This is a genomic window from Seonamhaeicola sp., assembly GCF_028281565.1.
Taxonomy (GTDB): domain Bacteria; phylum Bacteroidota; class Bacteroidia; order Flavobacteriales; family Flavobacteriaceae; genus Seonamhaeicola.
Genome location: NZ_JANQJQ010000018.1, coordinates 18940 through 32292, shown reverse-complemented (window position 1 = coordinate 32292; position 13353 = coordinate 18940). Strand labels below are relative to the sequence as shown.

Sequence of the window (13353 nt, the reverse complement as noted above, 5' to 3'; positions counted from 1 at the left end):
TTTATGAGGTGCATTTTAAGGGCTAATAATTTGATTCTTAGGGAGTAAAAAATAAAATTAGCTAAAAACACAATTTGCGATGTGCTTTTAGCCAATTAGAAACCTTAAACTAAAACCGGTATTTAGGGGTTAAAATAAACACGCTCCATTTCTGTCCAACCGTTAGAGCCTTCTAATGGTATTTGCATGGGGTCACACACTTTTAACCAAGCAATAGTTCTTTCTTCCTCACCCATTTTTTTCATATCCGCTTCAAAATCATTCCCAACGTATTCGTAATAGCCAAACTCATAGTATTCGCCATTGATTTCTTGCAGAAAGATTGAAAAATTGCGCATACCATATTTCGTTAATAAGTCGCGCACACCAGGATTGGAATCGGCATGTAATTTCTTGTACTCCTCAATAGACTCAGGCTTCAGTTTGATGACCATGCCAACACGCTTTGTTATTTTTTCGTTCTCAGGGCTATTGGTTGTTGAATTGCATGAAACCAATAAAAACAAGGTGAATAATAGACTAAAAGTTTTAAAATAAGTTTTCATAAAAATTAGTTTTTAAGATTAAAAATAGCAGGGAAGGAATTTATGTAGACATTAAGTCAATAATATCTTGGATTTTTATTTTTGGATTCGGTCCGCTGTTTTGAGCCACCATGGCTCCGGTGGCACAGGCAAAATTCAAGGCGTACTGAGGATCATTATGGTTTTGCAGTAATTGTGTTACCAATCCTGCCAAAAAGGAGTCTCCAGCACCAACCGTGTCAACTACGGTTATATCGTAGCCCTTACAATAGTAGAATTTCGCGTCATAAAAGAGCAAAGCGCCCTTTGCACCCATGGTAATACAGATACTCTTGGTTTTTGTGATTTGAGATATATACTGAACATTAAGTTCTGTTGAATTATAAGTGGACTTATATAATGAAGTGATTTCATCAAATTCTTCATCACTAAACTTTATAAGATCTGCATTAAACATGAGTTCCTTTAAGGTGGATGGCTCGTAATGTGGTGCTCTAAGGTTCAAATCCAAGATACTGTATTTAGTATGCTGCAAAAGTTCAAGTAAGGTAGCCCTAGACGTCTCATCCCTATTGGATAGGGTCCCAAAGATAAGGGCATCTGATTGGGATACCAATGTGGTTATATTTTGGTTCAATAGAATTTCATCCCAGGCAACCGGATGCTTTATTTCATAAGATGCATTGCCTTTATCGTCAAGAGAAACCTTAGCCTCACCCGTAGGGTAATGCTTGTTGGGTTGTATAAACTTTGTTGGGAAATTAAGCGCATTGAGGTAATCAATGATTTCTTTTCCGTCTTGATCGGCACCAACGGAACTAATGAGTTGTGTTTGACAGCCTAAAGAATTCATTCTAAGTGCTACGTTTAAAGGCGCTCCACCAATTTTTTTTACAGTTGGAAGTTTGTCAAAGAGCACTTCTCCATAACATACAACCTTGGGTATTTTCATCATTTGTCAAAATAAATAATAATAAAGGAGAGCGCTACTAGATGTAACGCCCCTCTTATCAACTAAACACTAAACACTTGAAATGCAATTTCTGACATGAAGAAACTGCTACAAGGCTTTTAAAAAAAATTTTAAAAACTTTGTAAAGGTATATAAAAAAGTTATATTTGCAATGCTGATATCTTAAAAATTATAAAAAATTTTAGTTATATTAGTCTAAATTTAACAGTGTATTTCAGAGTTTTATTATATTACTTTTGATAATTTAGAAAGTAAACTACTGTTCCTGTTATCATCCAAGTTGTGTGTAAATTTTAAACATCATATAGATAATGAACATTTCGATTGTAGATTCAATAATAATTATTGCGTATTTGGTAGGGATAGTAATTGTAGGTTTGCTGTCAACAAGAAAAGTAAAGATGACTGGTGAAGGGTATTTCCTTGCGGGCAGAGGTCTTAAATGGGCAACAATAGGAGCGGCCCTTTTCGCTTCAAATATATCTACAATTCATTTGACAGGTTTAGCCTCAGACGGTTTTAGTTTGGGATTGGTAGCCGGTAATTGGGAGTGGATGGCCACATTTACTTTATTGCTGTTAGGCTTAGTTTTTGCACCGTTTTATTTTAAAACCAAAATATCGACCTTGCCCGAATTCCTTGAAAGGCGTTTTGACTCCAGGTCTAGATCTTTGTTGGCCTTTATGGCCATTATTGGTGCCCTTTTTATTCATATCGGTATCAGTTTATATGCGGGGGCCAGTGTATTCTATAAGTTCTATGATGTCAATATATATGTGTCTATTGTGGTCATTTCGGTAATTACAGCTATTTATACCGTTGCGGGTGGCCTGAAAGCCGTAGTGGTTACGGAGAATATTCAAACCGTGATTCTGTTGCTAGGCTCGATCATATTAACAGTTTTGGCGATTTTTGCCGTTAAGGATGCCGGTTTTTCTGGTATTTCCGATTTGAAAGGAGCCATGAAACCGGGGCAATTGGAAATGCTCCATGGTGCCGATTCTACTATAGGTAAAGAACATGGGTATACTTGGTACGCTTTTTTCCTGGGCTATCCGGTTTTGGGAATTTGGTATTGGTGTACCGATCAGACTATTGTGCAAAGGGTGCTAGGTGCCAGAACCCAAAAGGACGCCCAATATGGGCCATTGTTTGCAGGACTTTTAAAGATACTGCCGGCGTTTATATTGGTGCTGCCCGGTGCTTTGGCCTATGTGCTTTTCAAGGAACATATCAACGAGCCCATTGAAACATTGCCCGTATTAATAGATAAGTTGTTGCCAATTGGCCTAAAAGGTGTTTTCGCCGCGGCCTTACTGGCAGCCTTAATGAGTACCATTGCCGCGGCCCTAAATAGTTGTTCTTCCTTGGTGGCCTTAGATATTGTGAAGCGTATGAAACCGGATTTATCAGATAAATCCCAGGTAAAAATAGGGAGGATAACAGCTGTTGTTGTCATGGTTGCAGCCATACTGTGGTCTACACAGGGCGGTAAGTTTGAAAGTATCTTTAAGGCCATCAACGATATGGCAGGTGCTTTGGCCCCACCAATATCTGCGGTCTTTCTTCTAGGCGTATTTTATAGAAGGGGTACGAAAGAAGCGGCCTTTTACACCTTATTGATAGGCTTTGTGCTAGGTATTGTGCTGTTCTTGATCGACTTTAAGCCAGTAAGCGGCTACAGCTACATAACAGATGGTATTGGGATTCCCTTCCTGATGCGAACTTGGTGGATGTTTTGCTTGTGTTGCGTGCTTTTTGTTGCCTTGAGTTTGCTTACCCCCAAACCGGATGAGGCGCAGATTGCCAATACTACCTTTGCAAACCCGGGTCAAATATTTGCGGGATCATTGAAAGGTCTAAGAGATGTTAGGGTGCTTGGGTTGCTGTTGTTTGTTACAATTGTTGTGCTGTATACAATATTCGGGTAACCAGATGCCGATGCATTTTATAAAATAAAAATATAAAAGTTACTTATTAACTGTAAAAAAGAAATTATGAGACAGGCTATAATGCCCAAACCAGGAGCCATAGAGTTTAAAGAGGTTGAAAAGCCGTCCAGTATTGGAGCCAATGAGGTGTTGATTGCCGTAAAAAAAATTGGTGTTTGCGGAAGTGATATCCACGTTTTTCATGGCAAGCACCCTTTTACGCCCTATCCCGTAGTTCAGGGCCATGAATATAGCGGCGAAGTCGTGAAAATTGGTAAAGCTGTCACCAAAGTTAAGCTGGGAGATAAGGCTACGGCCAGACCACAATTAGTGTGCGGAAAATGTGGGCCTTGTCTTAGAGGCGATTATAATATTTGTGATGTGCTAAAAGTACAAGGCTTTCAGTCGCCAGGTGTGGCACAAGACTATTTTGTGCTCCCCGAAGACCGCATGATAAAACTGCCTGATGCCATGTCATTTGAAATTGGTGCTTTAGTTGAGCCTACGGCGGTTGCAGCGCATTGTACACTCAAAGCGGGCGATTTAAACGGTAAAAATGTCGTGGTTACTGGCGCCGGACCAATTGGTAATCTTGTGGCGCAGTTTGCTCAGATAAGGGGCGCTAATGTATTAATAACAGACTTAAGTGAATTTAGGTTGAAAAAGGCCAAGGATTGCGGCATTGAATATACCTGCAACCCTAAAGAAGAACAATTGGAAGATTGCCTAGAAAAAGTTTTTGGAGACGCGGGCTTTGATGTCGGCTTTGAATGTGCCGGTGTGGAAATAGCACTCGATAATCTCATTCAGAATGTAAACAAAGGCGGCGATGTTGTAGCAGTTGCTGTTTATGGTGACCGCCCTAGGGTTGATGTTTCCATATTGGGGGATCGCGAGCTTAAACTCATAGGAACTTTAATGTATACGCATGAAGATTATGAAGCCGCCGTGAAGTATTTAGATAACGGCGCGCTGATCACAGAACCGCTTATAACCAAAAGATTTCCTTTTGAAGACTACTTAAACGCCTATAAATATATTGATGATCAGGGGGATCAAACTTTAAAGGTCATCATTGACCTTTAGCAAACAGAGCAATTAAATTATAATAATACATAGAACGAAATATGAAATCATTTACATACCACCAACCAACCGAAATTATCTTTGGAGCAGGAAAGGTTCAGGAAGTCGGAGACATAGTCAAGAAATACGGCAGCAGATGCCTTGTTGTTACTACACCAGCTATAGAGGCCACACAGCCCATGTATGATCGGGTCATAAAATTACTGGAAGATGCCGGAATTGCGGTGGCCCATTATGACCAGGTTATTCCAAACCCAACAACCCAAGTGAGTGCTGCAGGGGCTACATTAGCCCAGGAACATAAAGCCGATGTTATTCTGGGGCTAGGTGGTGGTTCCAGTATGGATGCCGCCAAGGCCATAGCCGTAGAGGCTTCACACGACGGAAGCGCTTGGGATTACCTGTTTTACAAGAAGGAACCAACGAAAAAAACCTTACCGGTAATTAGCATCAGTACTACATCGGGTACGGGCTCGCAAGTAACGCAGGTTTCTGTGATTACCAATACGGAAGAAAGAGATAAAAGCGCCCTCTATCACCCCTTGATCTTTCCTGCAGTGTGCATAGTAGACCCGGAACTAATGGTTACACTACCAAACTTCATAACGGCTCCTACTGGTTTTGATGTTTTCTGTCATGCTTTTGAGAGTGCCATTCATCCTGGAAGCGGAGCTTATATAGATTTATTGGCCTGGGAAGCCATAGAACATGTTGTCGAGTACTTACCTAAAGTTCTGGAGGATCCCAAGAATGTTGAATATAGAGAAAAAATGGCATGGGCAGACACCCTGGCCGGATTATGTATTGCCAGCGCGGGTGTTACCCTGCCACATGGTATGGGTATGGCCATTGGGGGCATGTATCCGCATGTTGCCCATGGGGAAGCCCTTGCCATTGTTTATCCGGCATGTACCAAATTTACGGCAAGTTCAGCGCCGCAGGCCTATGGAAGAATGGCTAAATTAATGGATCCAGAATTAGGGGATTTATCAAATGAAGCTGCCGCCGGACATGCGGAGCACGCCATTGTTAAGTTCCTTAAGGCAATAGGCATGTATAAAAAGCTTAGTGATGTGAATATGCCAGAACATGAAATCGAGGCGCTTGCTGAACAGTGTATGGTGCTTCCAGATTATGAAAATAATCCAAAGGTAGCTACCAAAAGCGAGATGATCGCCTTGGTAAAAGACTCCTTTTAATAACACCTAAGAAACCCATTTATAGTCCCAAATTTATTAAAACGCAGGTTTACTTATGGCATAACCAAATACAGGCAGATGGTACCTTAACAGGCCGCATCTGCCCAGCTAAAAGTACGCCATATGAATGACAAAAAGTTACCGACAGGTAATTCTATTTACATAAATAAATTTAATAAAATAAGGGTCTTACATCTTATTAGAAATGAAAAGCATATTAGTAGAGCCGAAATTGTAAAACGAACGGGATTGAGTGCACCAACCGTTACAAGAATATCTGATGATTTAATTAATAAGGAAAAGCTTGTTTCCGTAGTCGGTATCGGGGAATCCAGCGGCGGTAGAAAACCTAAAATTTTAAGATTTAATGCCGAGGAGAATTTTGTGGTAGGCATAGATTTAGGGACTACTTACATTCGTGGGGTGTTATCGGACTTAGACGGGAATTTTATTTTGGAACGTGAAATTCCAACTAAGTTTGAGGACGGATTTGAAAAAGTGATTGCGCAAATCGGTAATATTGTGGAGACGTTAACCTCCAGAAAGTTGGCAAAGGACAAGAAAGTCTTGGGAATTGGATTGGCTGTAGCGGGTCTGGTAAATAAAAACAACGGAATTATTGAATATTCGCCGGTGTTTAATTGGAAAAACGTCAATATTCTGGAAGCACTCAAAGCCTATACGGCCCTACCAGTATTCTTTGATAACGTTTCCCGTTTAACTGCCCTTGGCGAATTATGGTATGGTATAGGAAAAACCTATAAGCACTTTATAAGTGTAAACCTAGGGTATGGCATTGGCGCGGGTATTATTTCTAACGGCCAAGCTTTTTTTGGAGCCAATGGCTATTCCGGTGAACTGGGCCATTTAATAATGGACAACGACAGTAAATTCATGGGAAGAGGCGGTCTAAAGGGGACGCTTGAGGCCCTGTCATCAGGATATGGCATGGTACAGATTGCTAAAGAAGAACTTGAAAAAGATATGGGCTCAGGATTGTTGGAGCAGATGATTGCTTCCAATATTGAAAATGTGGACGCAAAAATAATTTCATCGGCAGCCGCGGCAGGCGATCCGGTGGCATTGCGCATTTACGATAGGGCTATGGGGTATTTAGGGATTGGTTTGGATACTTTGGTAAAGCTTTTCAATCCTGAGTGCATCGTGTTATCAGGTGGTCTCACAGGAGGAAAAAAGTTCTTGATAAATAAACTTGAAGAAGAAATTAATAAACACGCCATGGCAAGCCTCTCAACCAAAATAGAACTCTTGGAATCATCGTTTGGGGAAAATGCCGCATTAATGGGGGCCTTTTCTTTAATTCTTAATAAAGTGCTTAATCTGGAAATCAATTAAATGAGTCAGTTCAAATTTAAAATAGTCATGAAAAAATTAAACGTAAAAAAATATTTGAGGTATCTAATGGCATGTTATTGCCTGAGCCTTTTGGTAAATTCCTGTAAAAAAAATGAAAAGGTTGTCATACAGGAAGAGGTCGCTGTTAATGAAAAACCAAATGTTATAGTAATATATACCGACGACCTAGGATATGGAGATGTATCTAGTTATTTTCCAGAGTCTAAAATAAATACCCCTAACATAGATAAATTAGCGGCAGATGGACTTATGTTCACAGATGCCCATAGTCCGGCGTCTTATTGCACACCATCCCGGTACAGCATATTGACTGGGAACTACTGCTGGAGATCCACCAATTATGTGGAATTGCAAGAAGGCTATGGGCCTCCAATTATAGCAAAAGATGAAAATACCCTTGGTAACCTTTTCCAGAATAATGGCTATAAGACGGCAGCCATTGGAAAATGGCATGTTGGTATGGACTGGACATTTAAAAACCCTGAGGAAGAACCGGATGAAGCCAATGTAGATTTTGAAGCTCCATTAAAGTCTACGCCAATGGATCAAGGTTTCGATTATTTCTTTGGGACTTCAGGGTGTACAAGTGACGATTCGCCATTCGCTTTTATTGATGGCAATAGGTTACAAGGCCTGCCCTTAAAGGCGCTAAATAATATTAATGTGCCCGGTGATTTTAATTGGACCACCAAGGAGACCCATTACAAGGATGTCTTAGCTGCCCACGATTGGGCGCATGAAAAGGCCGATACTACCTTTACCAACAGGGCCATTAATTTTATGAAGCAAACAGTGGCAGAAAAGAAACCTTTCTTTGTGTACCTGCCTTTATCCCTGCCGCATATACCATGGTCTCCGGCAGCATTTGTAAAAGGAAAATCGGATGCCGGGCCAAGAGGCGATTTGGTGGTGCTAACTGATTATTGTGTTGGTCAAATAACCAAAACCATAAAGGACTTAGGAGTAGAGGATAATACCATCGTTGTATTTACAAGTGATAACGGTCCCAGAGAATCTTTTGACGAGCATCGTTCAGCAGGAAACTTAAAAGGTTATAAAGGTTGGATTGAAGAGGGTGGACACCGCGTTCCCTTTATTGTAAAATGGCCCAACAAAGTAAAGCCCAATACAAAGAGCGATGCCTTAATAGGGCAGGTGGATCTGTATGCCACATTTGCAAGTATTCTAGGTAGCCCGCTCGCCAAAAAAGATGCGCCTGATAGCTTTGATTTTGCACCAGTATTTTACGGTGAATCAATAGAAAAACCGGTGAGAGACAATTATATCCATTTGGGCTATGCTGTTAGAAAAGGAGATTGGAAACTCATTTTTGATCTGCAAGAACGTATTGAAGATGCCACAGAAGCTCATTTAGTACCCGAGGCATTGTACAATTTAAAAGAGGATTTAGGTGAAACCAACAACAGGATCAAGGAGCACCCAGAAATTGTTGCAGCGCTAACCAAGTTGTTCTGGGATACCAAAAACAATGGTTCTTCAAGGCCCATGTAAAAACCTTTAATGAGTTATATAGTATGCACAAGTCAAGTAAAATTATTGGATTTGCTTTATTTCTCGTAACTGTTCATCTAACCGCTCAAAACCAATTGGTATTCCATATGGATTTTGAGACTATGGCGGCTACAGATAATAAAATTGGGTATATCATGGAGGCTGAAGGTGTGCACGGAAAGTCGGTAAGTTTGGATGGTTTGACAAGTTATATGGAGTTGCCATCGAAAACAGTAAAATTCCCGGACAATAATTTTACTATTGAAGCCTGGCTGGCATTGCAGGAATACCCTTGGAACTGGACTGGTGCTTTCGATAACCTAGAAAATAACAAAGGTGTTTTTTTTGGTGTTGGCGCCTATGGTGAATTGGGACTTTTTCTGGGTAACGGAAAATCGGTTGTAAAGGCAGTGGCCGATTCCATAACCCGTTTGCCACATTTAAAGTGGAATCATATAGTTGCTACTTTTGAGGCTAAAAAAGGCATCACTCTATACGTAAATGGGCAAAAAGCTGGGTTTACGGTTTATGAAGGCGATATTTTGTTTAATAAGAACAATAGTGTCTGGATTGGTCGTGGTAAAACGGATACAAGTCCCCGGGATACCGAACGCGAAAATAGTATCAAAAACAAATCTAAAATGATTTTTGACGGTCTTTTGGACGAGTTAAAAATTTATGACAAGGCCTTTTCCCAGTCAGAGATTTTAGATACTTATAAACGCGTGAAATTAGCCAATGAACAACCTTTGGAATGGCGACGCATGCCCAAGGGACCAGAAGAAATGCCCAATAGGTTTGCCGCTTACCATACCCGTTTAAATTATGATGAAAAGTGGGAGCGCCTATGGCGTGTGGCCGATGATCCCGATATATTGGTTACATTTAAAGATTCCCCCGTTAGAATGATTTTTTGGAGAGGCATTAACTACGGGCCAACTTGGATAACCGAAAATGGCATTTTCACCAGTAACCAAAGCCTGGAATATTTTTTAGAGGAATCTGGCTGCAATGAACACATGTCAGATAAGCAATGTAGATATTCCCATGTTAGGATTCTAGAAAAGAATGATGCCCGTGTTGTAATCCATTGGAGGTATGCTTTGGTAAGTGTGCTTTATGATTTTCCTGACTATGATAAAACCACCAATTGGGGAGATTGGGCTGACGAGTACATAACTATTTATCCAGACCAGGTTGCGGTTAGAAAACAAATATTGCATAGTCATCGGTTCAAACAAGCGTTTAATGATCAAACCGTTGCGCTGGAAGGGACCTATCAGTTCAATGAATCCTTTGTGTTTAGCCAGCCCGGTGAGTCCGCCTATCAGAATATAGATAGTGTAGGAGTAACTATGGCAAATTTAAAAGGAGATATTAGATCGTTTAAATTACATCCCTTGCCCGAAGATGAAGATAAATGGGAAGAAGAAAATTGGGTAAAAGAAGCTACCATTAAAAAAATCAATTCCAAATCAAAAAATAAATCCTTTAACATTTTTGAAAAAGGTAGTATTGCTGAGCCTTGGGTAGACCAGGCATTTTATACGTGGAACCATTGGCCGGTTGCGCAATTGCCTTCAGATGGGCGTTTTACCTTTGTGGATGATCGTCCGGCACATACGGCATTGTCCAATGGGTCGCCCATTTGGAAAACCGAAGGCATAAAACATACCGCTGTGAGCCTATATGGTATGGGGCAACAGAGCATGGAAGCGCTCATAGACCTATCAAAATCATGGAATGAATCCTGTACGGTAAAGGTCTCCTCAGAGCAGGTTGAATTCGTAAAATACGATAAGTACCAACGTGCTCACATCTTTGTTAACCATGCTGATGATATCCAAGACTTTAGTATCCGTTTTAATGCTAATAGCCAGCAGCCTTTTGCAAATGGTGCCTTCATTATTAAAAATGTAGGCTCCTCCAATTTCTCAATTAGTTCAGATAATCCGGAGGTTAGGATCCATAAGGCTATAGAAAATAAAATGTCGGGGGATAACCTCGTGGTGTTTGTAAATCATATGTCTAAAAAACCATTCAGTATTAAGATTTCAACCAATAACTAATTAAAGGCATGAGTAAATTAACCTATCTTTTTTTGGTATTAATAGCAATTAACTGTGCTAAGGACAGCCGAATGAAAAATGAAGTATCCCTAAATTGTATGCCGCCTATATCTACTGCAAAAAATATATTGGTTCTTGGAAATTCCATTACAGAGGGGTCAGACTATCGGTATCTGCTATGGAAGCAATTAGTGGATGCGGGATACAAACATCATTTTGTTGGTAACCGGCTGGGAGCTGCGGATGATTACCCCATGTATAAAGGCCTTCGTTTTAGCAATAGGCACCAGGGCGTGAGTGGGATTACAACAGTGGAGGTAGCGCAACAGATGGACGCTTGGATGAAAGCCTTAAAAGCCGTTCCGGATATGGCATTAATCCATTTGGGAACAAATGATGCTGAGGTGGTTTTTGAAGGAAAGGCCACAATGGAGGAGGTTACTTCAAGTATGCGGGCTATTATTGGTGCATTACGCCGAAAGAATCCTAAAATGACCATCTATTTGGCGCAAATCATTCCCTTGAATACAGAGTTTCCCAAGCAGAACAAATTAGTGCCGCAGATCAATGCCAATTGGGCTGCCCTAGCCACAGAATTGCAAACCGATGATTCCCAAATTATTTTGGTGGATTGTCATAACGGTTTTGAATTAGGAGATTTGGGGGATGCCTGGCACCCTAATGAGCAAGGGAGTGCGAAAATGGCCCAACGATTTGCCAAAGCTATTTTACAATAATATGTGCCAATTATAAATTATAAGAGCAATGAAAACTATAGAACGAAGAGATTTTATAAAAAAAAGCCTTTTGGGGTCCAGTCTTTTAATGATAAACCCTATGGATGTCTTTGCAGCCGGTCATATCAACACCGGCCAATTACCTGTGTATTGTCAAGAATTTACATGGATTACCTTTTTGGAAAGAGAGGGGAAGACATGGTTTAAAACCCTGGGAGAAGCCACTAAGAATCCATCTATTGCTTCGTTAAGCGGCATGGAAGTTTTAATGGAAATGACCGAAGGTTATCCTATTGGGACATTTAAAAAACTGAATAAGAATAAAATCGATGTGGCCTCCATGTTTGTAAGCCTCACCGTGCATATTGAAAGTGTAGCACAGAAACAGGTTGGCGAAATGCTAAAGGTAGGGGCAAAATTAAAACAGTCGGGCATAGATGTTATGGTGGTTAGTCCGGAAGCTAAAGAAGAGGATCTGGTACCACATAAAACCGATGCCGAACTTAAAATACAGTCTAAGGCACTAGATGTGCTTGGTGCTGGGTTAAGTAAGATTGGCATAAGGATGCTCTATCATAACCATGATACCGAAATGGAAAATGATGCCAAAGAGTTTAACCATGTATTGGCACATACCAAACCTGAAAATCTGGGGCTTTGTCTCGATGCCGATTGGGTTTATAAGGGAACGGGCTCCTTAAGTGCCCTTTATGGACTAGTAGACGAACATGCCAAACGCATTGAGGAGCTCCATCTAAGGCAGACCCAAAATGGGATTTGGACCGAAACATTTGGAGAGGGTGATATTGATTACAGCAAGATTGCCGATATGCTTTTAAAACACAATCAAAGACCAGCGCTCTTTTTAGAACAGGCGGCCGACGATGAAACGCCACATACAATGGATGCTATAAAAGCCATCGGGATTAGTATTGATAATGTCAGGGACATTTTTTCAGATTTTAATAAGCAATAATCGCAAACTTCGGTTTGTATAAAATAGAAGCCTATGAAAGCCCAGTTAAAAAATGCAATATTTCTGTTGTTTGTAGCGGTTTTAGTTTACACGATTTTAAGTTTGTCTGTATGCTCAGAACGAAGAACACAGCTCGTACAAGAAGACTCTCGGGAGTTATTTAATGGTAAGGATTTGGATGGATGGCAAGGAGAGGCCAAGTGGTGGACCGTTGAAAATGGCCAACTTGTTGGTGCTACCCGTTCAAAACGGGATCCAGTAGACCCTTCATGGCTGGTAACCGAGCAAGTTTATGGCGATTTCGAACTAACGCTTTGGTGCAAACTCGCGGGTGACGGAAATAGAAATTCTGGTGTTTATTACAGGGGAAAGTGGAATGCAGATGGTCAGGTTATAGGCTATGAATTCGACCTGGGCGGCTGGGCCGGAGACAAAGAATTATGGTGGGGCGAATTGCACGATCCCTATGACAGGCAATTAAGCGTAGCAGATCTAAGTAAGGCCGAGACCAAAGCATTGTACAACCGAAAGGGGTGGAATCACGTTCGGATTAGGGTACAGGGCAACCATATCCAGCATTGGTTGAACGGCGTCAAAACGGTAGATTGGTATGAATCTGATCCTGCTATTCAAAAAAGCGGATTTATAGGTTTTCAAATTCATCCAGAATCAAAATATGAGGTTATTTTGAGAGATATATTGTTAAAAGACTTAAACCAGTAAAAAATTAAGCTCTGGAACTACAGTAGGTGTAAACTTTAAAATGGCCCTAAACATAACGTTAAGGCCATTTTTTTATACCAATGGAAGTAGTGAAAAGCGTTGAAAATAATTTGGCTGCTTTCTTGTTCTTACGTTGACCCTTCACAGCCTTGTATCTTTCATAAGATGCTCCAATTAAACCTAAGTCAATTACAAGTATTGTTTGAAGTTTTCTGAAGGTAATCCTTCATTTAATCCATACCTTTT

The 13353-nt window shown here is 40.6% G+C and carries 11 protein-coding genes; 9 read left to right on the top strand and 2 right to left on the bottom strand.

Translation table 11 applies throughout. The annotated features are described in order from the left end of the window. Positions 1-122 precede the first annotated feature (122 nt). Both Q0983_RS09120 and Q0983_RS09115 read right to left on the bottom strand, forming a co-directional pair. A complete protein-coding gene (locus Q0983_RS09120; protein ID WP_299551706.1) occupies positions 123-545 on the bottom strand; it encodes an L-rhamnose mutarotase in 423 nt (140 codons plus the stop codon). Between the two features lie 40 nt (positions 546-585). Continuing rightward, entirely contained in the window at positions 586-1479 is an 894-nt protein-coding gene (locus tag Q0983_RS09115) for a carbohydrate kinase (RefSeq protein WP_299551703.1), read from the bottom strand. A 329-nt stretch (positions 1480-1808) separates the two neighbouring features. Here Q0983_RS09115 and Q0983_RS09110 point away from each other — a divergent pair, with 329 nt between their 5' ends. The 9 genes from Q0983_RS09110 to Q0983_RS09070 all read left to right on the top strand — a co-directional run bounded on the left by Q0983_RS09110 (position 1809) and on the right by Q0983_RS09070 (position 13107). Continuing rightward, positions 1809-3428: a sodium:solute symporter gene (locus Q0983_RS09110; protein ID WP_299551700.1), complete on the top strand. Its 1620-nt coding sequence runs from the start codon at positions 1809-1811 to the stop codon at positions 3426-3428. Positions 3429-3494: 66 nt separating this feature from the next. After that, complete coding sequence (locus tag Q0983_RS09105) at positions 3495-4514, top strand: alcohol dehydrogenase catalytic domain-containing protein (protein WP_299551697.1); 1020 nt, start codon at positions 3495-3497, stop codon at positions 4512-4514. Between the two features lie 41 nt (positions 4515-4555). Continuing rightward, a complete protein-coding gene (locus Q0983_RS09100; RefSeq protein WP_299551695.1) occupies positions 4556-5713 on the top strand; it encodes an iron-containing alcohol dehydrogenase in 1158 nt (385 codons plus the stop codon). Positions 5714-5836: 123 nt separating this feature from the next. After that, positions 5837-7069 carry an ROK family transcriptional regulator gene (locus tag Q0983_RS09095; protein WP_299551692.1) on the top strand — a complete coding sequence of 411 codons (1233 nt, stop codon included), beginning with the start codon at positions 5837-5839 and terminating at the stop codon, positions 7067-7069. 27 nt (positions 7070-7096) lie between these two features. Beyond that, the gene (locus Q0983_RS09090) at positions 7097-8602 is read left to right on the top strand and encodes an arylsulfatase (protein WP_299551689.1); all 1506 of its coding nucleotides are present in this window, start codon (positions 7097-7099) and stop codon (positions 8600-8602) included. Between the two features lie 23 nt (positions 8603-8625). Beyond that, positions 8626-10671 carry a LamG domain-containing protein gene (locus Q0983_RS09085; RefSeq protein WP_299551686.1) on the top strand — a complete coding sequence of 682 codons (2046 nt, stop codon included), beginning with the start codon at positions 8626-8628 and terminating at the stop codon, positions 10669-10671. Positions 10672-10679: 8 nt separating this feature from the next. After that, entirely contained in the window at positions 10680-11408 is a 729-nt protein-coding gene (locus tag Q0983_RS09080; RefSeq protein ID WP_299551683.1) for a GDSL-type esterase/lipase family protein, read from the top strand. A 28-nt stretch (positions 11409-11436) separates the two neighbouring features. Further along, complete coding sequence (locus Q0983_RS09075) at positions 11437-12384, top strand: TIM barrel protein (protein WP_299551680.1); 948 nt, start codon at positions 11437-11439, stop codon at positions 12382-12384. A 33-nt stretch (positions 12385-12417) separates the two neighbouring features. Next, positions 12418-13107, top strand: a complete 690-nt coding sequence (locus Q0983_RS09070; protein WP_299551677.1) for a DUF1080 domain-containing protein — start codon at positions 12418-12420, stop codon at positions 13105-13107. The last annotated feature ends 246 nt before the right edge of the window (positions 13108-13353 follow it).